Source organism: Microcystis viridis FACHB-1342, from assembly GCF_014698335.1.
Lineage (GTDB): Bacteria > Cyanobacteriota > Cyanobacteriia > Cyanobacteriales > Microcystaceae > Microcystis > Microcystis ichthyoblabe_A.
In genome coordinates this window covers 1-23,744 of sequence record NZ_JACJSV010000009.1, presented here as the reverse complement: position 1 = coordinate 23,744, position 23,744 = coordinate 1, and the positions used below count along the sequence as shown (strand labels likewise).

Below are 23,744 nucleotides of genomic sequence, written 5' to 3'. Positions count from 1 at the left end.
GGATTTTAGGTTCGATCCCCCCTAGCCCCCCTTGATAAGGAGGATGCCGATCCCCCCTTAGTCCCCCCTTTAATCCCCCCTTAATAAGGGGGGCATCTGAAAGTTTTTAATACCCACCTAATTATTCAGCAAACCATATTTAAGCGGGAAAAAATCCCCTTTTGTGTAGTCTATGATACTGTTTTTGGGATTGAGATCGTCTAATGTCAAGAAAATTGCTTCTAGGGTTCCGATTTAAGCGTCCTTAAATGTCAGGTCCGAGAGGAGCAAGCTAGTCTTAAATGAGCGGATCAAACATTTTTTCCGTCTAAGCTGGCTACACGGCGGGATAAAAGCCCGGGAGACTTTAAGGATAACTGTTTTGAGGCAGTGTCTTTGAAGACTCCCGGGTTATTGTATTTTGAGGTAAAATGATGTCCGAGGAATCTACTTTTCAACCCCCTCATGTAACTGAAGCTCAACAGGCCCTAGAAAAAGAACGCCATTTGCCCCTAACCGGTTGGCAACAGGAAGTTTCCCAGGGGTTAACCTACGGTTTAGAGGCGGCCGATAGTATTCGCGATCGCAGTATTCCCACCTTTTCCAGGGGTGAGTTACCCCACTATGCGGGAATTAACACCTTTATGAAGGCCCCCTATTTGGAAGATGTGCGGAATGTGGGCAATTATGACGTGGCCATCGTCGGTGTTCCCCATGATTCGGGGACAACTTACCGACCCGGAACTCGTTTTGGACCCCAGGGAATTCGGCGGATTTCGGCCCTTTATACGCCCTACAATTTTGAATTAGGGGTAGATCTGCGCGAACAAATTACGCTCTGTGATTTAGGGGATATTTTCACCATTCCTGCTAATAATGAAAAGTCCTTTGATCAAATCTCTAAAGGGGTTGCCCATGTCTTTAGTTCCGGTGCCTTGCCGATTATTTTAGGGGGTGATCATTCTATTGGTTTTCCGACAGTGCGGGGTATTTGTCGGCATTTAGGGAATAAAAAAGTTGGTATTATTCACTTTGATCGCCATGTGGATACCCAGGAAACGGATTTAGATGAACGGATGCACACTTGCCCCTGGTTTCATGCCACCAATATGAAAAATGCTCCTGCTAAAAATCTCGTCCAATTAGGGATTGGTGGTTGGCAAGTTCCCCGTCAAGGTGTTAAAGTTTGCCGCGAGCGGGCCACTAATATTTTGACCGTCACCGACATTGTGGAACGAGGCATTGATGCGGCCGCCGAATTTGCCTTAGAACGAGCTTTAGATGGTACGGATTGCGTTTGGATTAGTTTTGATATTGATTGCATTGATGCCGGTTTTGTCCCCGGCACGGGTTGGCCAGAACCGGGGGGTTTATTACCCCGTGAAGCCTTAGCTTTATTAGGTAAAATTATCCAAAAAGCTCCCATTTGTGGTATGGAAGTGGTGGAAGTTTCCCCTCCCTACGATATTAGTGATATGACCTCTTTGATGGCTACCCGTGTTATTTGTGATGCCATGGCCCATCTGGTTATTTCAGGTCAATTACCGCGTAAAGAAAAGCCCTATTATATTCATCCTGATGCCAATCTGGCCGTTGACGAACCCTGGCAGTAATTTCCTATGCACGAAACTGATATGACCAAGGCGTTAATTATGACAGTTCGAGATTGGTATGATAGCCAACCTGAAAAGCTCAAAATTGAAAAAATTCATCTCATGGTTGGTGAATTTACCTGTGTCGAACCAGTCAGTTTACAATTTGCCTTTGAAGTTCAAACTGCCAATACTTTTCTGGCTGGCGTGGAATTAGCGATTAAAAATATTCCCCTAATTGCTTATTGTCATTGCTGTCAAAAGGATTATCAACCCCAAATTGGCCAGCAATATTCCTGCCCAACTTGTCGATCGCCGATGGAGGATATTCGTTCAGGTCGAGAGTTAAAAATTGACCACATTGAATATTCTTTAGATTCTTAAACAAAGTTGGGCGATCGCTTCTACAAGTTCGATGATCAATTATTCATTCTCAACTAAAATGCACCAAACTTTTGACGCAGCCCTAGAAATTAATCTACTTCATGCCAATCAAGCAGGAGCCGATCACAACCGGGAACATTTTGACGAGTGGGGCATTACCTGTTTAAACCTGATGAGTAGTCCTGGTGCGGGTAAAACTGTATTATTGGAAAAAACCCTCGCAGCCTTAAAAGATCAATTAAAAATGGCTGTTATTGAAGGCGATATGACTACAGAACTAGATGCAGAGCGCCTGAGACAATATGGAGTTCCGGTAATTGCCATTAATACAGGTCGCTCCTGTCACTTAGATTCCAAAATGGTAGCTGGGGGAATTCATCGTTTCAAAGAAGATTATAACCCCAAAGAGTTTGATTTATTGTTGGTGGAAAATGTGGGAAATTTAGTTTGTCCCGCCGAATTTGAGGTAGGGGAACACGCTAAAGTTGCTCTATTAAGTATTACTGAAGGAGAAGATAAACCCCTCAAATATCCAATTATGTTTCAAGAAGCGGATTGTCTGATTATTACCAAATTAGATCTGGCTCCTTATTTAGAGATTGATTTACAACGTTTAGAAGCAAATGTTCGTTCTATGAATCCCGATGTAAAGATTATCGCTCTTTCTGCTCAAACAGGAGAAGGTTTAGAAGACTGGTTAAATTGGCTAAAAAGCCAAGTCAATATTCCGAGGTTTTTGAATTGTTAATCAGTAACAGTTTTTGAGATTTATTTCTGTTTTACTAGCTGTCATCTCTAAAGGCTATTACCTATGAAACGGCGCCATTTTTTCTCCTTACTTCTCGTTTTTTTTAGTAGCTTACTCCTGACCATTAGTTGCAATCAAGCTCCTCAGCAAACCCCCAATGCAAGTAGTTCTCTGAGTAATACTGCCCCGATTGTCATTGGTTATAGTAACTGGGCCGGTTGGTGGCCATGGGCGATCGCTGAAGAAGAGGGATTATTTGCTAAAAATGGGGCTAATGTTCAAATGAAATGGTTTGATGGTTATCTTGAATCCTTACAAGCTTTGGCCGCCGGACAATTAGATGGAAATAGTCAAACTCTCAACGATACAATCGCTTTTGCGGGAGATGCAGTGAATGGTCAAGTTGCTGTTTTAGTTAATGATAACTCGTCAGGAAATGACAAAGTTATTGTCACAGAAGAGATTAAAACTATTCAAGATTTAAAAGGCAAAAAAGTTGCAGTCGAAGAAGGCGTTGTCGGTGATTTTCTCCTCAGTTTAGCTCTAGAAAAAGAAGGAATGAGCCGTAAAGATGTGCAAATTGTCCCCATGGAAACAGGGGCTGCTGCTGCCGCTTTTGCATCGGGAAAAGTAGATGCAGTTGGTGCTTTTCCACCTTTTTGGTCAACAGCCCTTAAAAGAAAAGGTTCTAAAGAATTAATTAGTTCCAAAGCTTTTCCCGGTGCTATTCCCGATTTATTAGTTGTCAGTGCCAAATTAATCAAAGAAAAACCAGAACAGGTTCAGGCTCTTGTCAAAACCTGGTTTGATGTTCGAGAGTTTATGGCTAAAAATCCCCAAAAAGCCGATGAGATTATGGCCAAGCGTGCCGGCATTAGCCCAGAAGAATTGGCCTTATATAAAGAGGGAACGAAGTTTTTCACCTTAGAAGAAAACTTAGAAGCTTTTAGTCCGGGGAAAACCATGAAAAATATGCCCTTTGCCGCTCAAAAAATGGCTGGTTTTATGAGGGAAGTTGGCTTTATTAAAAAAGTCCCCGATCTAACAACCATTTTAGAGCCCAAATTTGTCAAGTCGTTGGCAAATCAAGACAAAAAATCCTAATTAGTCCCTCGATCATTGACTTCAAGAATTGTTTGATAACTGGGTGATATTGGCTATCAAAATTATTCTTTTCTTTGGCAAATCCCATGACCACAACACCTAAAACGCTTCCTCAAAGCACTTTTTGGCGGATTACCGAGGATATTCCCGAATCCCTCAAATGGACTTTAATGGTTTCCTCTATTATTGTCCCGCTTATTTTCTGGTTACTAATCTCTAGTTTTGCGGGCATTGAATCCGTATTTTTGCCTTCTCCTTTAGCCGTTATTCAGGCCCTAGGAAAATTGGCAGAACAGGGCTTTTTAATTCAAGATACTATTACCAGTTTTTTACGAGTAGTTGGGGGCTTTTTTTGGGGAGGATTGTTTGCTATTCCCCTGGGGATTTTAATGGGAACTTTTCCGAGTATTCGTAGTTTAATGGAACCGATCATTGGCGTTGTACGTTATATGCCCGCTCCTGCTTTTATTCCCCTATTGGTTATTTATTTGGGTATTGGAGAAACATCAAAGATTATGCTCATTTTTATCGGGACAATTTTCTTTAATACCCTGATGATTATGGATGCAGTTAAGTTCATTCCCCGTGAATTGATCGAAGTAACTTATACCCTTGGAGGAACTCGAAAACAGGTTTTATTTAAAGTGATTACTCCCTATATTATTCCTAATGTTATCGATACTTTTCGTGTTAATATGGCAGCCGCCTGGAATTTGGTAGTGGTGGCGGAATTGGTGGCGGCCGATAATGGATTAGGCAAACGGATTTTATTGGCCCAGAAATTTCTGAGAACCGATGAAATTTTTGCCTGTTTAATTGTCCTGGGAATTATTGGCTTTGCCCTAGATTTAAGTTTTCGTTTGTTTTTGCAGTGGACTTGTAAATGGTCAATTACTCGTTAACTTAAAAACTCAATAACAGAGTTGATTATGTCACCAATAAAGTTATTTTAATGATAAGAGAAGAACCTTAATGCACTTAGAAATTACTCAACTCAATAAAATTTTCACCACTAAACGAGGTGCTGTGGTCGCTCTGAAAGATATTAATTTACACGTTGAAAGTGCTGAATTTGTCTGTGCGGTCGGGGCCTCTGGTTCGGGAAAATCAACTTTGTTGCGAATGATTGCGGGTTTAGAGCTGCCCACTTCCGGCAAAATTACCGTTGATGGTGTTGAAGTGACAGGGCCAGGAGCCGATCGCGGCATGGTTTTCCAAAATTATACACTCTATCCCTGGATGACGATCCAAAAAAATGTTGAATTTGGCTTAAAACTACAGGGATTATCGACAAAAGAATGCTGGGAAGTGGCCTGTTATTATCTGGATATTGTCGGTTTAACTCAATTCGCTAATGCTTACCCCAGAGAACTATCGGGTGGGATGAAACAACGGGTAGCGATCGCCCGTTCTCTTGCTTGTCATCCCAAAGTTTTATTAATGGACGAACCCTTTGCAGCTTTAGATGTACAAACCAAAGAAAGAATGCACGAATATTTAATTGAAATTTGGCAAAAAATTAGGTGTAGTATTTTAATGATTACCCATGATGTGGATGAAGCGGTTTTTTTAGCTCAACGTATTTATGTTTTGAGTGCTAGGCCCGGGACTATACAACGAGAATTAACAATTAATTTACCCCTAGATCGTAATCATAAAATTAAACGACAAGCTCAGTTTTATGACTATACCGATGAAATTTACGGCCTGCTACGGGGTGAGAAATCCTAGAAAAAACTAGGGATGATCAAGAGTAGTCCCGGGTTGAAAACGAGTTAGAGCAGCAAAAATCATCCTCTAGAGATACTTTTCATTATCTAGCATCGCCAAACAGCGATCGCTCGCTGCTGCCGCCAACCCTAAATAAGTGATGGAACAGTTGTTCAACCATTAAGATTTTGTGATAATCCCGGGTAAGTGTGATCTAAAGTACAGCTTTTTTTGGGAAAGTTTCTCTAGTGGTGCTGCCTTGGGGCGCAAATATGATAGAATGAGGGTAAATTGATACAAAACTTTACTTCAAGGTGAATCTATGCCGTTTACGATCGAATCAGCGCGGAGCATTTTCCCCAACACGCTGTCAGCGGATGTGGTTCCTGCCACGATTGCGCGTTTCAATCAGCTGAATACCGAAGATCAACTAGCCTTGATTTGGTTTGCCTATCTAGAAATGGGCAAAACCATCACCGTTGCCGCCCCCGGCGCTGCTAGTATGGTCTTTGCCGAAAAAACCATGAATGAAATTCGGCAGATGTCACCCCTGCAACAGTCGCAGGTGATGTGCGACTTAGCCAACCATGCTGACACCCCGATTTGTCGTACCTATGGCACTTGGTCTGCTAATATCAAGCTGGGATTCTGGTATCAATTAGGACAATGGATGGAAGATGGCAGTGTTGCCCCAATTCCCAAGGGTTATGAACTATCTGCTAATGCTAGTGCCGTTTTAGACGGGATTAAAAAATTAGAGTCGGGACAACAAATCACCGTTCTGCGGAATTGTGTGGTCGATATGGGCTACGATCCGAAGAAACTGGGCGATTATAACCGTATTTCCGAACCCGTGGTTCCTCCCCAAAATATTGCCGAACGGACCAAAGTTAGCATTGAAGGCGTTACCAATGCCACCGTCCTCAACTATATGGACAACCTCAACGCTAATGACTTTGATGTATTAATTGAATTATTCACCCCTGACGGCGCTCTGCAACCACCTTTCCAACGTCCCGTCGTCGGTAAAGAGGCAGTATATCGCTTTTTCCGCGAAGAATGCCAAAATTTAAAATTAATCCCCGAACGCGGTGTGGTGGAACCCGCCGATGACGGTTTTACTCAGATTAAAGTGACGGGAAAAGTACAAACCCCCTGGTTTGGTGCGGGTGTGGGTATGAATATGGCATGGCGCTTCCTCCTAACTCCTGATAATAAAATTTTCTTCGTGGCGATCGATTTATTAGCTTCTCCGAAAGAATTATTAAACTTTGCCCGTGGCTAAATAGCTACTGAGAGAAATCATTAAAAATTCTGATGAAACTTATTAGAGTTCCTTGTCAAGTGAACTCTTTTTTTTATACAATTAAAAGGCTGACTTAAAAAAATTGGTAAATACACCGGTTTCTTCTGCGATCTAGGTAAGAATAACTAAACAATCATTCTTACAGATGTGGGCGAAAAGAGTCGAGGTAGTTCAAAAACCCAAAATTATCATCCCTAAAACTAAAATCATGCCTATGAGTGAAATAATTTGGTCAGATACCGAACAAGAAATTGCTCAAACTGCTTTCCAAAAAGCTTATCAGCGAGAAACTAGGACTTTAATAGAACATATTAAAGAACAGTCTGGTCAGATCACGGTTTTAGATGATATCTGGCAAATGCACGATTATCTAAGCGCCCGACGACATCAGATTGATGGTAAATATGAGTATCGCTATACTTCCCTAATTTTTGTCTTTGCTCAACTATTAAAGGAAGGATGGTTGAAGCTAGAGGATCTCAACGGTTTGGAAAAAGATAAACTAGCAAAAATCGCTGCCCTCTCGCGAATGTAAATTAATGATTGGCATTAAGCTATCAGCTTTCTGCTTCTAGTTGGGTGACTAGAAAATTCATCTCTAGATAACCAACACCGTCTTCAGTTTTTCCTAAGCGGCAACCAATTTCGCTAGAATGAGTCAATCATCCTGATCGCTTTTCGCTTGTTTTGTACCTTTGGTTTATGTTCAAAAATCTTTTACTTCCCCTAGGAATATCTATCTTTCTCGGTGTTTGTCAGCCTTTGTCAGCCGCCGAATCAGCTATCATCAAATACTACATCTTCCAAGGGTCCGTATCGGTATCAGAATTAAAGCAATTGAGCGAAACAGGCGAATTAGCCCCCGCTTTAGCGGCACAATTAAAGATGGCTAACCAAAAACCTGAAGAATTCCGCAAAATCCTTAATCGTCGGGTAGCGGTGGATGCCGTCTTTCTTTCCAAATTTCTTAATAGTTTTTTTGGCGAAAGTTTGCTAGATTATGCGACTGAAATTGTCCATACCCCCAATAGAGCTGCTAGTCGGCAAGCTTTACGCGGTGCCTTAGTCACTTCTGCACTTAATGATAATGAGATTCAAATCATCGAAGTCCTCGCTAATTATCCCACCAGCGAGGTTCATGTGGATGGCAATCGTCTGCTGGATTTAATCAACCAAATTGAGTCAGTATTGAAAAAAATGCCCCGTTTACCTTTCTGATATCAAATCCGCCTTTCAGGTTTTCATGAATTGCGCTGTAAATTGAATAGATTAGGATAATCTGGTAGGAATAATGACCACTTCTTTGTCTGAAAGGAAAACAGTTAGTGCCAAACCTTTTTTAAAGTGGGCGGGAGGCAAAACTCAACTGGTTCCCAATATTCTATCTTTGATTAATTCCCAGATTTCTCAAAATTGTCAGTTTAACTACATTGAACCTTTTGTCGGAGGTGGGGCAGTTTTATTCTCAGTCTTAAATGATTTTTCTCCTGTCCAAAAAGTCATTATTAATGACATTAATCCTGATTTAATCATGGCTTATAATGTTATTAAAAATAATGTCAAAGAATTAATAGTCAAGCTTAAAAAAATTCAGCAGGATTTTTATGAACTTAAAAATCTAGAGGAACAACAAAAGTTTTTTTTGGATAAAAGAATAGAATTTAATTCTCGCAGCTGCGATGACTGTCTAGAAAAAACAGTTTTGTTATTATTTCTCAATAGAACTTGTTTTAATGGACTTTATAGAGTCAATAGCAAAGGACTTTTTAATGTCCCCTTTGGAAAATATGTCAAACCGTTGATCTGCAATGAAGAAAACTTATTAGCTGTCAATCATCATTTACAGAAAGTGACGATCCTACAAGGAGATTTTGTCCAAACTCTAAATTATGCCAATAACAAGACTTTATTTTATTTTGATCCTCCCTATAAACCGATTAAAAAAACATCAGCTTTTACCTCTTATACCAAAGAAGATTTTAACGATGAGGAGCAAATGCGATTAAAACAATTTATCGATCAAGTCGATCGAGCGGGTTATAAATTTATTTTAAGCAATTCCGACCTTAAAAACTTTGACTCTGACAATAATTTTTTTGATGACTTATATAAAAATTATAATATTCAAAGGGTAAAAGCCCGAAGAAATATTAATTCCCAGGGCAATAATAGGGGAGAAATCTGGGAATTACTGATCAATAACTGACAAAAATTCAGCCTAACAGAAAAGACGACATGAATAAAAATATTTCTTCAAGAGATCGATTTTCTGGCAATTATCGCTTTTTCGGGATTTTCTTCCATTTTTAATCTGGCTCGTTTTCGAGGATTTCTTTGGCTTTCAGTAAAGCTTGGCGATGTTCTTCCGTGACGGTGGGATATCGTAAACCGAGGGATTCCAGGGTGTGATAAATAACCGCCCCCACAGCTAAACGGGTAAACCATTTGCGATCAGCCGGGATAATATACCAGGGGGCCCACTCGGTACTGGTATGATTGAATACCTCCTCGTAGGCTTTCGTGTAATCATCCCAAAAAGCTCTTTCTTTGACATCATTTTCGGAAAACTTCCAGTTTTTTTCGGGGCGATCAATTCTTTCTAAAAATCGTTTTTTCTGTTCTTCTTTAGAAACATTGAGAAAGAATTTTAGGACAATAACCCCATTGTTAACTAGATATTTTTCAAAATTATTAATCTCCTCAAAACGTCGCTGCCAAACTTTCTTGGTTCTGTCTTCTGGGGGGAGTTTTTGCCGTTCCAATAAATCTTGATGGACGCGCACGACTAATAATTCTTCGTAGTAGGAACGATTAAAAATACCGATACGACCCCGCTCTGGTAAAGCTTTATAATATCGCCAGAGATAATCGTGATCTAGTTCTTCGGCCGAGGGAACTTTAAAGCTAAATACCTGACAGCCTTGGGGATTTAAGCCCGACATAACGTGTCTGATCGTACCATCTTTACCCGCCGCATCCATGGCTTGCAGATTAATTAAGAGGGCATAGGTATCCTGGGCATAGAGTTTATCTTGAAACTCGGCCATTTTTTCGATCCCCTGTTGCAGCAGCAGTGTGGCATCTTCTTTGGTAATGTAGTCTGGCTTAAACCCAGGATCGTAGTCTTTGTGCAGAGAAATTTCTTTACCCGGTGGCACGATTAAGGATTGTAAAAATGCTTGGCGATCAATTTTGCTGACCATGCTCTTCTCCTTGATTGTTTTGACCCCTAAAATTACATTGTAGCACTTTTGCTCGGAAAATATCCAACCCTTGAACTGGCGAGTCAAGGATGAAGTGGCAGCAATGACCGAGAAACAAGTATATTTAAATACTCGATTTTAGCGACTCCTCATCTGAAGAGAAAGTAAAGAATAATTTTTAGGCGATCGCAAACTCGGTAAACTGACGCACTTCGGGAGGTTGAAAAGCTAAAACTATCTCACTGCTGGGAATTCCTAAGCGCATTAATTCCGTGGCGATACCTGCTTCTGTCCAATCTTCTTCAATATAAATTTTGTCATTTTTTAGACGAAGATAAACGGAAATTGCTTTAATTCGTTTGCCATTTTTCCAGCCAATATTAAACCAAAGATATTGGCTTCTATTATCGTCAAACATCAATATTTCTTCTATGTCTTGATCGGGTACTTGTGAGGAAATTTCTGCATATTCTGTGAGAATTTTCTTGATTATGTTTTGATAATAATTTAGTTTATCCATTGAACTATTTCCTCCTGATTAGTGTCAACAATTAACAATAAAATTTGATACTTTTGCAAGATTATTTGTATGGCAGCTTGAGCGAAAAACTTTTCATAAATTTCTTGTCCGATTAAAAAAATAAAGAAATTAATACATACAAGATATTTATAGCGTTTTTCAGTCTGCTGAGGTACAAAAGTTATGGGTTTTAGGCAAAAGGCAAGAGGCAAAAGGCAAAGGGCAAAGGGGAAGAAAAACAGGTGTACCTCACTAGCTTAGGAAACGCTATATTACAATTTCAACAATTAATCTCGAAAATTGTCCGAACCACAGGTAAGACATGTACCATCATCAGGATCTATGACATTACCCAGACAATCTTCAGCTGTGCAATCTTCCCGCAATACTTCATAAGATTCATTACATACAAGGCAATAAATAGTGTTGCTAGTTGGTTCATTAGGTATTAGTTGAGCTAATCTTGGAATCTGTTCGTCTTCGTAATCTTCCCTAAAACCACTATAACAACTAGGACAGAAATAACGTCTTGTTTTTTTATTAAAATTAAAATATTTATTATTTTCTGAAGGTGTTAATAAATCAATTACAAGGTTTATTTCTAAAGGCAGCAAATTATATAATTCTCTGGTTTCAGAGCTATATAGAACAGATTCAGGTTCATTTTGAATGAATTGTCCTCGAATTTTTATCCACGAGTTTGGCTCTATCAAATAATGACAAATTTCTAGAATTTCAACAAACAGATCTTTAGTTTTTATATATAATTCAGGATCTACAGTGTGCATAATTATATTTCGCTTGCTTCTCAAATCTTCAAATCTTTGTCGAAAGTTATCTGGTAATCGATCAGTCGATACGGTATTATAAACTTTGACTAAATCCTGTGCATCAATTGTTTTAAATTCACTAAAACGGATATTGCGCTCATGAGATTTACTGGGATAATTACTCGGATCTCCTGAAATTAGTAAATACGGGCTAACTGTAGCAATATGACCTTTTAAGAGAAATTCGGTTCCTTGTTGAATAAGGGAAAGGGCTGTACTCAATGGACGTTGTGCTTGTTTCCAATATTGCTCAGATGACAATTGATCGATTACTTCTTCATTCTCATCGCTATAATACACATTATAAAAATATTCCGCATCCTTAAGTTTTGTAGATAAACTTATCAGCGTATCCCAAGCCAGATTTAAAAAATCAATGCCAGCGGATTTAAAATCATCTCCAGTCGGTACATCTATAATCATAATTTTTCGTACTCACTTTTATCATTTCATTTAAGGCGATTTATTGGTAAATGAGATTGTGTGGCTTTTCATCCCGCTCAAAATGATAGCGAACTTTTTTATTGTGTGGCTTGTACCCGAACTAAACTTGACTATACTTTGTGAGCCTCCGCATAAATCCGTAAAGCGGCGGACATTTTTTGTTCACAATCCTCGCCCTGTGATTGAAACCAAGCTAGGGTTTCGGGATCTACTTGAACAAGAACATTTACTTTCTCTACAGGTTTCCACCACCGCGATTTACTAAAAAACTCCTCGGTTAAGGGCGGAATATCGGATGTGTCGATTTCCTCTTCCGTAAGAGCGTCAACTTTCTCCCAATTCGTCTCGGAGGTATTGTTCATATCGTTTTCGTTCATAGGGTAAAGCTTTACGAAGTGAAATAATACGAATTGTATCTCTACTCGGTTCTGTAAAAACGACAACTACCACTCGGCCATCGAGCGTACCGATTCCTATCAATCGATCTTCGCCATAATTTTCTCGTTCGTCAAGGGAAACTCGAATGGGATGTTCAAATATCCGCTGCGCGTCCGCGAAGTCTAGATCGTGCTTGATGATATTCGCTCGGTTCTTTTGTCGATCCCACTCGAATTTCATATTTTTATTTTATCGAGTTGTCATTCCGTATATCGAAAAAAATCCTATAATTGTCGAAAATTTGATCGTTAGAGGGGTCATCTTGATCGAAATCAAAAGAAATCTTTCGCCTCGATCAAAATGACCCATAACCGGTCAACTAACTCAAAACACCAGAAGGAATCCCTAAGATATCCTCAATCTTAGGTAAATCTTCTAGGGGAATTACCCGGCCTTCATCCTCAAAACCAGCGATTTCATTAAAGTTCAAATAGCGGTATAAATCGCTGGCAAAAGGATTAATTTTCTCGGTGACAATTGCCAGGTATTCCTCAAGGGTGGGAATGCGTCCTAGCAGCGCACAAACCGCCGCTAATTCAGCGGAACCGAGATAGACTCGCGCATCTTTTCCCATGCGATTATTGAAGTTACGAGTCGAGGTAGAAAATACCGTCGCTCTGTCTTCAACCCGCGCTTGATTACCCATACAAAGGGAACATCCAGGCATCTCAGTACGGGCCCCAGAAGCGGCAAAAATGCCATACATTCCCTCATCGCGCAATTGTTTTTCATCCATGCGGGTGGGGGGACAAATCCACAGTTTAGCCTTAGCAACTCCTGCGCCTTCTAATATCTTAGCGGCGGCGCGATAATGACCAATATTAGTCATACAAGAACCGATGAACACCTCATCAATTTTATCCCCGGCACATTCCGACATTAACTTGATATTATCGGGGTCATTGGGTGCCGCGACAATGGGTTCTTTAATCTCGCTTAAGTTGATGGTGATAATATCCGCATATTCGGCATCCTTATCCGCCTCCATCAGGACAGGATTAGCTAACCATTGTTCCATTTTTGCTACCCGACGTAGGATAGTTTTGGCATCACTATAACCCCGGGCCGCCATATTTTTTAACAGGGCCACATTAGAGCGTAAATATTCCGCCACTGTCTCGGTACTTAACTTAATCGTACAACCGGCACAGGAACGTTCCGCCGTGGCATCGGTTAACTCAAAAGCCTGTTCTAATTTCAAATCCGGCAGCCCTTCCATCTCCATAATACGACCGTTAAAAACATTTTTTTTGTTCTGTTTTTCCACGGTTAATTTGCCTTCTTGCATGGCAACGTAGGGAATAGCATTAACAATATCGCGCAGAGTTACACCGGGTTGTAATTCCCCCGTAAAACGCACTAAAACCGATTCCGGCATATCCAAAGGCATTACTCCCAAAGCGGCCGCAAATGCCACTAAACCCGACCCCGCAGGAAAGGAAATTCCCAGGGGAAAACGAGTATGAGAATCGCCTCCAGTCCCCACCGTATCCGGCAATAACATCCGATTTAACCAGGAATGAATAATGCCATCTCCCGGACGTAAAGCCACCCCACCCCGGGTAGAGAAAAAGTCCGGTAATTGGTGATGAGTTTGAATATCAACCGGTTTGGGATAGGCTGCCGTGTGACAGAAACTCTGCATGACTAAATCGGCGCTAAAACCTAAACAGGCTAACTCTTTTAACTCGTCTCTGGTCATCGGGCCGGTGGTATCCTGAGACCCTACCGTAGTCATAATTGGGTCACAGGAAGTACCCGGCCGCACCCCGGGTAAACCGCAAGCTTTGCCGACCATTTTTTGCGCTAGGGTGTAACCTTTACCCGTGTCACTAGGCATAGTTGGACGAGTAAATAGGGTACTAGCCTCAAGTCCCAAGGCGTGACGGGTTTTATCGGTGAGACTGCGACCGATTAAGAGGGGAATACGACCGCCGGCGCGCACTTCATCCAGAATTGTCTCAGGTTTGAGGCTAAAAGTGCTAATAGTTGCGCCCGCTTCGTTGGTGATTTTGCCTTCGTAGGGATAGATTTTAATCACATCCCCCGTGTTCATTTGGCTAACATCGCATTCAATCGGTAAAGCGCCGGAATCTTCAGCAGTATTAAAGAAGATAGGGGCGATTTTACTACCTAAAATATAGCCACCAGCACGTTTATTAGGTACAAAGGGAATATCATCGCCGATATGCCAGAGAACCGAGTTAATTGCCGATTTTCGGCTGGAACCAGTCCCAACCACATCCCCCACATAGGCGACCGGATGGCCTAATTTTTTCAATTCGGCAATGGTTTCTAAGGACCCCGGTTGACGGGTTTCTAACATTACCAAGGCATGAAGGGGAATATCGGGCCGGGTGGTGGCATGGGGGGCAGGAGATAGGTCATCTGTATTGGTTTCTCCCGGTACTTTGAAGACGGTGACGGTAATTTCTTTAGCAAGTTTCGGTTTAGCGATAAACCAAGCGCCATTGGCCCAAGCATCGATGACCTGTTTAGCATAGGGATTGGTGTCGGATAATTCCAAAACCTCGTTAAATGCGTCGAATACCAGCAGGGTTTTACTTAAAGCGCTGGCAGCAGCGGCGGCGATATTAATATCTCTGGATTTCAGCAGTTCAATCAGAGAATGAACGTTATAACCACCTACCATGGTTCCCAGTAAGCTAACCGCACCCTGAGCGGAGATAACGCTAGATTTTATTTCACCTTTGGCAATTCCTGTTAAAAATCCCGCTTTAACGTAGGCCGCTTCGTCAACTCCGGGGGGAACACGGTCACGCAGCAGGGTCAGCAATTCTCCTTTGAGTTCTTCGGACGGATTTTTGAGTATTTCGCATAATTCCGCCGTTTGTTGAGCGTTGAGGGGAAGGGGAGGGATACCTAATTTCGCTCGGTCGGCAACGTGCTGATGATACGCTTCTAACATAGGTCTATTGTCTCCTAGTCTTCACTTGTGACGGTTTCTTCCTAGGTTACTGGATTTTTGCTAGTCTCGGAATTTCTAGGTTAACGAGAGATGACTTTGCTGTGTGACTTCCATAAAATGAGAAAATAGCGATCGATTGACTATATTGAGGCGTAGATAATGGCTATCACCGATTCTGATCTAGATTTAGCACAATATATCGACCATTCTCTCCTCATCCCCACCGCCACCAGGGAACAATTAGAGGCTTACTGTCAACAGGCTGATCAATATCATTTTCCCACCGTCTGCGTTTATCCCGCTGCCGTTAAGCAAGCGGTGCAGTTACTCCACGGCAAAAAAACTTTAGTTTCTACCGTGATTGGTTTTCCCGCAGGGGCCACTACCTCCGCAGTTAAACGTTATGAGGCTTTAGAAGCCGTAGATAATGGTGCTAAGGAGTTAGAGGTGGTTATTAATCTCGGTTGGCTAAAAGATGGGAAATCCGAGGAATTATTCCAAGAAATTGCTAGTATTTGTCAGGAAACTGGCCAGACAGTGAAAGCGATTCTGGAAACCTCGCAACTAACGGACACCGAGAAACGTTTAGCGGCAGAAATTTGCATGGATGCAGGAGTGAGTTATCTAAAAACCAGTACCGGCTGGTTTGGAGGAGCAACGGTTAGCGATGTGAAGTTTCTCAAGGAAATTAGCAAAGGCCGGGTAGGAATTAAAGCATCCGGCGGAATTCGCACCATTGAACAAGCAATCGCTCTTATCCAGGCCGGGGCCACCCGTCTGGGGACTTCTCGCGGTGTCGATTTAGTCCGTCAGCAAAAAGCTGCTTTTGAGGAGTAATACTAAATCCTGTTTTAAAAGGTATAGGAAAGTGGGGTGTGGGGTAGTGGGGTAGTGGGGGGATGGGGAGAATAAATAGAAATAATCTCCTGTCTCCTGAATCCTGTCTCCTTAATCCTGAAAGCTAAAATGATGACTGACAATATAGATAAAAATAAGGAGGTTTATTTGCCGATAATTCGCTGTGGTAATCGAGAATTTAGAGATATTCAAGGGATTGTTTTTGATAAGGACGGTACGCTAGAGGATTCGCGAGCTTTCTGGTACGATCGAGCTATAGCCCGGATACAAGCCATTGAATCGCAAATCCCTGGTTTAGAGTCTTTATTAACCAAAACTTTCGGTATTGGGGCAAATAGTCTCAATCCTGCTGGTTTAATGGCAGTGGGCAGCCGCAGAGATAATCATATCGTCGCTGCCGGTTGTATTGCTTCCACCGGCCGGGATTGGTTAACGGCCATGGCGATCGCAAAAGCGGCCTTTCAAGCGGCCGATGAAAAGGTTCCCCCCCGCTTAAATCCCCTCTATCCCCAATGTTTAGAAGTAATTCGTTATCTGCACGCGGCCGGTTTACAATTGGCGATTCTTTCCTCCGATACCACAGCACGAGTTGAGCAATTTGTCAAGGAAAATCACCTATTAAATTATATTAAAATTGTTCGGGGCTGCGATCGAGGTTTAAGTAAACCCGATCCCTTATTATTGCAAGAAACCTGTCAAGCTTTGGGGACCCCAGTGGACAAAACCCTGATGATAGGGGATACTAGGGCCGATTGGGAAATGGCTAAACAGGCAAAATCAGCAGCTGCGATCGCAATTAGTTGGCAACCGGAAAACCATCAAGATTTACAATTAGCTGATGTGGTCATTAGAGAACTTACTGCCATCTCGGTTATCAGAGGCGAATTTTCAGTTCACTGATTACTGATTACTGTTTACTGTTCACTGAAAAACCCCACACCCCAATTCATAATTCCCTCTATGCTAACAATTGCCTTACCGAAGGGTGCTTTACTAAACGAAAGTATCCAAATATTTCAAAAGATTGGCTTAGATTTTAGTGCCTTTCTTGACTCAAAAAATCGCCAATTACAGATTACCGATCCCACTAACCAAGCGAAAGCGTTATTAGTCAGAGCCACAGATGTACCAGTTTATGTAGAATACGGTCAGGCACAATTAGGCATCGCCGGTTATGATATTTTATTGGAAAAATCTCCCGATGTGGCTAATTTAATTGACCTAAAATTTGGTTATTGTCGGATGTCGGTAGCTGTCCCTGCTGATAGTCCCTATCAAAGTCCCTTAGATATTCCCCATCACGGTAAAGTTGCCTCAAAATTTGTCAATTGTGCTAAGGATTATTTTCGTCGTTTAGATATTCCCGTCGAGATTATACCTCTCTATGGTTCCGTAGAATTAGGCCCGATTACGGGGATGTCAGAAGCGATAGTTGACCTAGTTTCCACTGGTCGAACTTTACGCGAAAATGGTTTAGTAGAAATTGCCGAATTATTTGCTAGTAGCGCTCGATTAATCGCCCATCCTCTAAGCTATAGACTAAATCGCGATCAGATCTACAACTGGGTAGAAAAGCTCAGTTTAACGAATCAGCGCCCCCCTTATTAAGGGGGGATTAAGGGGGGATCAGCACCCCCCTTATTAAGGGGGGATTAAGGGGGGATCAGCACCCCCCTTATTAAGCGGGTATCAAGGGGGGATCAATCCTTATTAAGGGGGGATTAAGGGGGGATCAGCGCCCCCCTTATTAAGGGGGGATTAAGGGGGGATCAGCACCCCCCTTATTAAGCGGGTATCAAGGGGGAATTAAGGGGGGATAAAAGGCAAAATCTATCTTAATATTCAATTAGAACCATTGACTTATTTCCCCCTAACCTAATTGTTTTAAGAGCAAACCAATAAGCGCGCCAGCAAGAATTAACCAAGTAGAATTAACCTGAAAACGTAGTAAAAGAATAGCGGAGATAAGAGATAGAATGATAGCCAATAAATTAAAAGGTAAATTCCCGTAGGGTTGTAACCAAGTAGCTAGAGCTAAATTAAAAATTACCGCTGCCATTAAAGCCACAGCACTAGCATTAATTGCATCTAAAAAAGCCCCTGCCCAAGCCGATTCTCTCAGTTTAGGAATAAGAGGATTAAGTAATAAAACAAAGATAAAAGAAGGAAAGAAAATCGCTAGAGTTGCCACAATTGCCCCCGATACTCCTAATATTTGATAACCGATAAAAGTGGCTGTAGATAACACTGGACCGGGGGTAAATTGACCTACAGCAATAGCATCTAATAATTGTTGCTGGGTTAACCATCCTCTCCCCTGCACTAAATCCGCTTCTAAAAAGGCAACTAACACATAACCACTACCAAATAAAACACTACCCACCTTGAGAAAAAATAGCCCTAATCCTGTTAATGTCGGTGGGATATTGCTAGGAGTAGCAACCGCCGTCGCACCGCCTATTCCTGCCACAATCAGGGGAAAAGTAGCGAATTTTTTTAGGATAAACATCCCGATAATTCCCCCTAACAGTAAAGCGATAATTTCATTTAAACCTAAGATTAATAATCCGATAACTCCCAATCCGATGAAGAGTAATTGACGGGTTTTCAGTGCCTTTTTGCCTAGGCGCCAGAGGGCCTGAAAAATCACCGCAATTACTACCGGTTTAATCCCCGCAAAAATCGGAGCCACATCCGGTAAAGTCCCGTAGGTAGTATAAATCCAAGCTAGAAAACCCGTAATTAACACCGCAGGAGTGATAAAACAAACCCCCGTGATTATTAAACCCGCTAAACCACCAAAAATATAACCGATATGAATGGCCATTTCCGTGGAATTAGGACCGGGAATCAGATTAGTTGCCCCCACCAAATCGAGAAATCGCTCCTTAGTCATCCAACCGCGACGCTTAACCACTTCTTCCTCCATTAAAGCGATATGGGCAGCCGGACCACCAAAACCGATAATGCCGATTTTGAGAAATAAAAGGGCAAGTTGCGAGAGATTGGGAGGCGATGAAGTCAGCATTTTCTGATTACCAATAGTTTTTCTAGAATCAAGTTTATATCCAAAAGAATAAGCTTAAGTTAAATTCTTGGCTAGATTTCATCAATTCCAAAATTCCATAATTGCAAAAGTGTTTTACACAAACTCAATTATAAATATTTAATGCTCCCGTTCAAGTAAATTTGATACAAAAAAAGTTAAGAAAACTTTATAAATAATATTGATTAATTTGTCTATAATAGAACCCATTAATGCCAACTGAAACCATAATAAACCATAGACAATAATCAATTATCACAATCGATTCTAATCCATGCAAAAAAAACTCTATGGACAGCTTGCCGCCTAACACTAACCAGTTTTCAGATACCCAAGAGCCAGCAGCGAGTCCATCTCAGCGCCAAGCAGTGTCGGTCAATTATCCCGAACTGCTACCGGAATTGCTGTAGGCACTCGTCTTTTGATTTTTACAAGAGGTCTTGAGAACAGAAAAATTTGCTATACTGCTGATTAGAGTATTTATCCTCTGAATTTTTGTGTCTGCAAGAGATATTTACCACGACACTGTAAAACTTGCTTTAGAGAAGGACGGGTGGGCAATCACTCACGATCCTTTTCCACTTCAAATTGGCAAGAAGCGTTTATCCGCTGATTTGGGAGCAGAACGCTTAATCAGTGCGGAGAAAGAATTGCGGAAAATTGTCGTTGAAGTGAAAAGCTTTGTAGGACAGTCTGACGTAAAGGATTTACAGCAAGCTTTGGGGCAGTACGTCTTGTATCGTCAAATCCTTAACGAGATGAAAGTTGAGCGAGTTCTTTATCTGGCCATATCTCAGCCAACTTTTAACAGTGTTTTTAGTATAGAATTAGGGCAGGTATTGCTAAAGAATCAGATTGTGAAATTAATTGTCTTTGATGATGAAAGTGAGGTAATCGTGCAATGGATACCCGATTAAAATATCAAGGTATTATTAAGACTGTTCTCCAGAATCATGCTAACTATCGTGCTACTTTACCTGATGGCTACACTTCTCAGGTTATATTTGATGATGAACGAGGACATTATCTAGTTTTAGATTTCGGTTGGAGTGGTAATAAGTATCTCCATGCAACACCAATTCACCTTAGCTTGGTTGTCGATAAAGTCTGGATTCAATGTGATGAAACGGAGGAAGGCATAGCTACTGATTTGATGGAGGCAGGTATTCCCAAAGAAGATATAGTCCTGGGTTTTCGTTATCCTAAAATACGCAAATATACGGGATTTGCTGTGGCTTAGTGACCAGAAATGTTGAATCTGTGTATAAAACTTTATACACAAGCTTAAATTGCAAAAGTGTTTTATACAAACTCAATCATAAGTATTTAATACTACCGTTCAGGTAAATTTGATACAAAAAAAGTTAAGAAAACTTTATAAATAATATTGATTAATTTGTCTATAATAGAACCCATTAATGCCAACTGAAACCCATCACCACCCCCCTTATTAAGCTGTCCTTTAGTCACATCTTTCTTAACATTTCAAACCTTTGTAGCACAAGGCTTTCAAGACTCGGTTAACAATTTGTAATATTCCTTGTTGACACCCTTACAAAACAAAGAAAAAACTGAAATCAAGTCAGGATAAGGGTTGGAGTGCTTACTGCAAAAATTGTTAAGAAAGATCCCTATAAGGGATAGCTTATTAAGGGGGGCAAGGGGGGATCAAACCTTATTAAGGGGGGCAAGGGGGGATTAATTAGAACCCCTTAGTCAACAAACCATAAACAATAATCAATTATCACAATCGATTCTAATCCATGCAAAAAAAACTCTATGGACAGCTTGCCGCCCAAGACTAACCAGTTTTCAGATACCCAAGAGCCAGCAGCGAGTCCATCTCAGCGCCAAGCAGTGCCGGTCAATTATGAGTACAGCCTCAATCTGCCGGAATTACTCAACCAGCTTGACCTCTCAGTGTTGATTTCCACCTACCAAGCGGGACGAGTGGCCAGCATTGGCACTTATAAAGGACAAATACGGGTGAGTTTCGCCCATTTTGACCAAGCAATGGGTTTAACCCGAACCGCTACCGGAATTGCTGTGGGCGCTCGTCAGGCAATTTGGAATTTACCCGCTAATCGAGAGATTGCCCCCCAGATTAAACCGGAAGGGGAACAGGATATCGCCTTTTTGGCCCGCTCCTCTCACCTCACCGGCCCGATTATGGGTCATGATTTGGCCTTTGGCAGTAATCGCCTTTGGGTGGTCAATACCCTATTTAACTGTCTGGCAACTATCGAAGGAAATTGGAGTTTTCTACCCCAGTGGAAACCGCCCTTTATTACCGAGTTAGTCCCCGGAGACCGCTGCCACCTCAATGGCTTGGCTATGGCTGAAAATAGCGGCACTCCCGTATATGTAACGGCATTGGGGGAAACCAACGAGGAAAGCCTCTGGCGAGAGAATAAGGCCCAGGGCGGATGCTTAATTGATGTGGCTAGGGGAGAGGTGATTTTGCGGGGTTTAGCCATGCCCCATTCTCCCCGTCTTTACCAGGGTAATCTCTATTTCCTCAATTCCGGTTATGGAACCTTGAACCGTTGGCATCCCCAAACTGGTAGCACGGAAATCGTGGCGGAATTGCCCGGTTTTACCCGGGGTTTAGACTGTTGGGAAGGTCACGCCTTTGTCGGGTTGTCCCAAATCCGGGAAACTGCGATTTTTGGCGGTTTACCCCTGGATGAGCGACGTAATCAATTGCGGTGCGGGTTGGCTATTGTCAACCTGGCTACCAGTCAACTGGTGGCGACTTTTTGGTTCAATAGCGGCGTGGAGGAGGTTTTCGCCGTCTCCGTCCTCCCGGGCTACCGCAACCCGGCGCTAATTGGACCAGATACCGACCTCGACGGCACTCAATCGGTGTGGATGGTGCCTTCTTTAGGGGCTTAATTGTTTAATTTTTACTCTTTATTCAGGAAAAAATCATGTCAACTCCTTAAAATGACTAACCCTACTATCTTAGAAGAGCTACTAAAATTAGCAGCTACTGCTAATTCTCTCGCAGAATTTAAGCAGTCTTTGGCAAAAATCAATATCTAGAAAACGGGTTTCTTCAAGAAACCCGTTTTCTGGACTTATGGCGAATCACCTGAATCAGTGAACAGTTGTTAGCCTTTTGGTAACTGATTCAGGTAATTGCATTTGCGTCTCTTGGTTATAATTCACAAACAGGCTATAATGTTAGTAAAACAACGTTAATCTCTAAGGTTTATCAATGACTCAAATATTGATCGAAATTCCCGACGAATTAATATCTCGTTTGCAAGAACAAAAATCCTCGGTTCAAGAGATTGTTATCAAAGCTTTGGAAAATTATGTTCAAGCTGAATTACCAGATATTACTAAGACTCGTACTTGGGAACTTTGTGGAAGTTTAGAAATTGTCCAACCTGAGCCTAAATATATTATCGGACAAGATAATCGGGGTCAAGTTGTAACTAACTACGCTGAAAACATCGATGAAATTATTTATTAAAAATTGTGGACAAAGAAATTATTGTTGATACTTCTGCTTTAATTGCCTTTTTTGTCAAATCTGAAACTCATCACGAAAGCGCTCAAAAATATTACTTAGAAAATCCTCATAATAATTGGATTATTCTCGAATCGGTATTCGATGAAACTGTGACTTGGATTCGGAGCAAGGTATCTAGTCGAGCCTCAATCCAAGTGGGTCAAATACTAAGAGAAGATCATCGTTATATCAATGTGTCAGATAGCGATGATCTGGCAATATTTGGAAGCTTTCTGTCAGTACAATGATAAAAAATGGAGTTACACAGATTGTTCTATTTTAGTTATGGCTCATCGTTTACAAATATTTAAGGTATTCGCTTTTGATGATCATATTCGTCAAATGGCAGGATTAGGAATTGTTTGTGTCCCATAAACTAATAAAAATACAATTTATGAACGTCGTTCAGATTGCATATCTTGCAACAACCCACGAAACTGAGAAAATGGTTTTTTTCAAGAAACCATGAGAAAACGCCTATTTAGAAACCCGGTTTCTTGTATAAATGTTAATTTTTGTTATAGAAACCTTGAAAAATTCGGGATTGTTTGCACAAAATAGTCGCATTAATCTTTTGCGGTTAACGTCATGACTTCTACCCTTTTGCCGAGCCTTTCTGCTGTTGACGATGTTTTGTGCAATTTTGCTCAATCTGATGGCTTGAGTCAAGCTAATCGGGTGGATAGTGCGAGAAATCAGCGTTTAACCGCTACCGTAGTTTTCCTCGATGCTGGTGTTACCGATTATCAAAGTCTCCAAGCTGGAGTAATTCCAGAAGTCGCCACCGTTATTCTCTCTCCCAACGAAGACGGAATCGAACAAATATCCGCTTTTTTACAACAAAATCCCCAGATTACCACCATTCACCTCTATTATTAAATCGGTGCGTTACGCTATCGCGCTTCACCCCTAAGAGTAAGCGGACAACTCAAATGAACCCAACAACCGCCAATTATGATGAACCCTGGAAAGAAGCATTAACCGAGTATTTTGAAGCGTTTTTATACTTCTTTTTTCCTGAAGTTCACCAACTAATTGATTGGACAAAAATTCCCGAATCCCTAGAAAAAGAACTCAAACGGATTACCGCTTCAGCAAAGACAAAAAAACGTTTCGCTGACAAACTCTATAAA

General features: G+C 41.4%; 26 protein-coding genes, 2 pseudogenes and 1 riboswitch. Of the genes and pseudogenes, 20 read left to right on the top strand and 8 right to left on the bottom strand.

Annotation, left to right across the window (positions count from 1 at the left end; all coding sequences use genetic code 11):
* Window positions 1-210: 210 nt before the first annotated feature.
* A riboswitch (guanidine-I (ykkC/yxkD leader) is annotated at window positions 211-345 on the top strand.
* Between the two features lie 68 nt (window positions 346-413).
* From H6G40_RS05045 to H6G40_RS05000, 10 genes are all read left to right on the top strand, one after another.
* Complete coding sequence (locus H6G40_RS05045; RefSeq protein ID WP_069474976.1) at window positions 414-1,592, top strand: agmatinase family protein; 1,179 nt, start codon at window positions 414-416, stop codon at window positions 1,590-1,592.
* A 6-nt stretch (window positions 1,593-1,598) separates the two neighbouring features.
* Entirely contained in the window at window positions 1,599-1,955 is a 357-nt protein-coding gene (gene hypA / locus H6G40_RS05040) for a hydrogenase maturation nickel metallochaperone HypA (RefSeq protein WP_002760929.1), read from the top strand.
* 58 nt (window positions 1,956-2,013) lie between these two features.
* Window positions 2,014-2,703 carry a hydrogenase nickel incorporation protein HypB gene (gene hypB, locus H6G40_RS05035; protein ID WP_002734828.1) on the top strand — a complete coding sequence of 230 codons (690 nt, stop codon included), beginning with the start codon at window positions 2,014-2,016 and terminating at the stop codon, window positions 2,701-2,703.
* A gap of 63 nt (window positions 2,704-2,766) precedes the next feature.
* On the top strand, window positions 2,767-3,807 hold the full coding sequence (locus H6G40_RS05030) for an ABC transporter substrate-binding protein (protein ID WP_069474977.1): 1,041 nt from the start codon (window positions 2,767-2,769) through the stop codon (window positions 3,805-3,807).
* 86 nt (window positions 3,808-3,893) lie between these two features.
* Window positions 3,894-4,709, top strand: a complete 816-nt coding sequence (locus tag H6G40_RS05025; protein ID WP_069474978.1) for an ABC transporter permease — start codon at window positions 3,894-3,896, stop codon at window positions 4,707-4,709.
* A gap of 70 nt (window positions 4,710-4,779) precedes the next feature.
* Entirely contained in the window at window positions 4,780-5,538 is a 759-nt protein-coding gene (locus H6G40_RS05020; protein ID WP_002760935.1) for an ABC transporter ATP-binding protein, read from the top strand.
* A gap of 301 nt (window positions 5,539-5,839) precedes the next feature.
* On the top strand, window positions 5,840-6,802 hold the full coding sequence (locus H6G40_RS05015) for an orange carotenoid-binding protein (RefSeq protein ID WP_002777584.1): 963 nt from the start codon (window positions 5,840-5,842) through the stop codon (window positions 6,800-6,802).
* A 166-nt stretch (window positions 6,803-6,968) separates the two neighbouring features.
* A complete protein-coding gene (locus H6G40_RS05010) occupies window positions 6,969-7,358 on the top strand; it encodes a hypothetical protein (protein WP_002777582.1) in 390 nt (129 codons plus the stop codon).
* Between the two features lie 167 nt (window positions 7,359-7,525).
* Complete coding sequence (locus H6G40_RS05005; RefSeq protein ID WP_123230515.1) at window positions 7,526-8,041, top strand: alpha/beta hydrolase; 516 nt, start codon at window positions 7,526-7,528, stop codon at window positions 8,039-8,041.
* A 73-nt stretch (window positions 8,042-8,114) separates the two neighbouring features.
* A complete protein-coding gene (locus tag H6G40_RS05000; RefSeq protein WP_002733157.1) occupies window positions 8,115-9,029 on the top strand; it encodes a DNA adenine methylase in 915 nt (304 codons plus the stop codon).
* 100 nt (window positions 9,030-9,129) lie between these two features.
* On the opposite strand, the gene H6G40_RS04995 is transcribed toward H6G40_RS05000, so the two are convergent.
* The 7 genes from H6G40_RS04995 to acnB form a co-directional block, all read right to left on the bottom strand.
* Complete coding sequence (locus H6G40_RS04995; RefSeq protein ID WP_069474980.1) at window positions 9,130-10,026, bottom strand: polyphosphate kinase 2 family protein; 897 nt, start codon at window positions 10,024-10,026, stop codon at window positions 9,130-9,132.
* Window positions 10,027-10,204: 178 nt separating this feature from the next.
* On the bottom strand, window positions 10,205-10,546 hold the full coding sequence (locus H6G40_RS04990) for a XisI protein (protein WP_069474981.1): 342 nt from the start codon (window positions 10,544-10,546) through the stop codon (window positions 10,205-10,207).
* Window positions 10,534-10,758, bottom strand: a complete 225-nt coding sequence (locus H6G40_RS23135) for an element excision factor XisH family protein (protein ID WP_069474982.1) — start codon at window positions 10,756-10,758, stop codon at window positions 10,534-10,536. Before H6G40_RS23135 ends, H6G40_RS04990 begins: the two co-directional genes overlap by 13 nt.
* Window positions 10,759-10,833: 75 nt before the next feature.
* Window positions 10,834-11,799, bottom strand: a complete 966-nt coding sequence (locus tag H6G40_RS04980) for a hypothetical protein (RefSeq protein ID WP_069474983.1) — start codon at window positions 11,797-11,799, stop codon at window positions 10,834-10,836.
* 131 nt (window positions 11,800-11,930) lie between these two features.
* Window positions 11,931-12,197, bottom strand: coding sequence for a BrnA antitoxin family protein (locus tag H6G40_RS04975; RefSeq protein ID WP_002746336.1), 267 nt, complete (start codon window positions 12,195-12,197; stop codon window positions 11,931-11,933).
* Complete coding sequence (locus H6G40_RS04970) at window positions 12,145-12,438, bottom strand: BrnT family toxin (protein ID WP_002735016.1); 294 nt, start codon at window positions 12,436-12,438, stop codon at window positions 12,145-12,147. The genes H6G40_RS04975 and H6G40_RS04970 overlap by 53 nt, the downstream gene beginning before the upstream one ends.
* A 139-nt stretch (window positions 12,439-12,577) precedes the next feature.
* On the bottom strand, window positions 12,578-15,187 hold the full coding sequence (gene acnB, locus H6G40_RS04965; RefSeq protein WP_190537353.1) for a bifunctional aconitate hydratase 2/2-methylisocitrate dehydratase: 2,610 nt from the start codon (window positions 15,185-15,187) through the stop codon (window positions 12,578-12,580).
* A 159-nt stretch (window positions 15,188-15,346) separates the two neighbouring features.
* Here acnB and deoC point away from each other — a divergent pair, with 159 nt between their 5' ends.
* The 3 genes from deoC (at window position 15,347) to hisG (ending at window position 17,653) form a co-directional block, all read left to right on the top strand.
* On the top strand, window positions 15,347-16,024 hold the full coding sequence (deoC, locus tag H6G40_RS04960) for a deoxyribose-phosphate aldolase (protein ID WP_190537352.1): 678 nt from the start codon (window positions 15,347-15,349) through the stop codon (window positions 16,022-16,024).
* A gap of 129 nt (window positions 16,025-16,153) precedes the next feature.
* On the top strand, window positions 16,154-16,945 hold the full coding sequence (locus tag H6G40_RS04955) for an HAD family hydrolase (protein WP_069474986.1): 792 nt from the start codon (window positions 16,154-16,156) through the stop codon (window positions 16,943-16,945).
* Between the two features lie 60 nt (window positions 16,946-17,005).
* Window positions 17,006-17,653, top strand: coding sequence for an ATP phosphoribosyltransferase (gene hisG, locus H6G40_RS04950; protein ID WP_002794444.1), 648 nt, complete (start codon window positions 17,006-17,008; stop codon window positions 17,651-17,653).
* 262 nt (window positions 17,654-17,915) lie between these two features.
* Here the strand turns inward: hisG and chrA are convergent, their stop codons facing one another.
* On the bottom strand, window positions 17,916-19,073 hold the full coding sequence (chrA, locus tag H6G40_RS04945) for a chromate efflux transporter (protein WP_069474987.1): 1,158 nt from the start codon (window positions 19,071-19,073) through the stop codon (window positions 17,916-17,918).
* Window positions 19,074-19,588: 515 nt separating this feature from the next.
* On the opposite strand from chrA, the gene H6G40_RS04935 reads away from it, so the two are divergent.
* The 7 genes and pseudogenes from H6G40_RS04935 to H6G40_RS04905 all read left to right on the top strand — a co-directional run.
* Window positions 19,589-20,008: an element excision factor XisH family protein gene (locus H6G40_RS04935; RefSeq protein WP_002764234.1), complete on the top strand. Its 420-nt coding sequence runs from the start codon at window positions 19,589-19,591 to the stop codon at window positions 20,006-20,008.
* The gene (locus tag H6G40_RS04930; protein WP_002732736.1) at window positions 19,993-20,331 is read left to right on the top strand and encodes a XisI protein; all 339 of its coding nucleotides are present in this window, start codon (window positions 19,993-19,995) and stop codon (window positions 20,329-20,331) included. Before H6G40_RS04935 ends, H6G40_RS04930 begins: the two co-directional genes overlap by 16 nt.
* Before the next feature lie 539 nt (window positions 20,332-20,870).
* Window positions 20,871-21,986, top strand: a complete 1,116-nt coding sequence (locus H6G40_RS04925; protein WP_190537349.1) for a TIGR03032 family protein — start codon at window positions 20,871-20,873, stop codon at window positions 21,984-21,986.
* A gap of 325 nt (window positions 21,987-22,311) precedes the next feature.
* Window positions 22,312-22,572, top strand: coding sequence for a hypothetical protein (locus H6G40_RS04920; protein WP_002733873.1), 261 nt, complete (start codon window positions 22,312-22,314; stop codon window positions 22,570-22,572).
* 5 nt (window positions 22,573-22,577) lie between these two features.
* A pseudogene (locus H6G40_RS23875) lies at window positions 22,578-22,986 on the top strand (type II toxin-antitoxin system VapC family toxin).
* Between the two features lie 213 nt (window positions 22,987-23,199).
* The gene (locus H6G40_RS04910; protein WP_190537347.1) at window positions 23,200-23,490 is read left to right on the top strand and encodes a DUF4347 domain-containing protein; all 291 of its coding nucleotides are present in this window, start codon (window positions 23,200-23,202) and stop codon (window positions 23,488-23,490) included.
* A gap of 53 nt (window positions 23,491-23,543) precedes the next feature.
* Window positions 23,544-23,744: pseudogene (locus H6G40_RS04905) on the top strand (hypothetical protein); the annotation flags it as partial.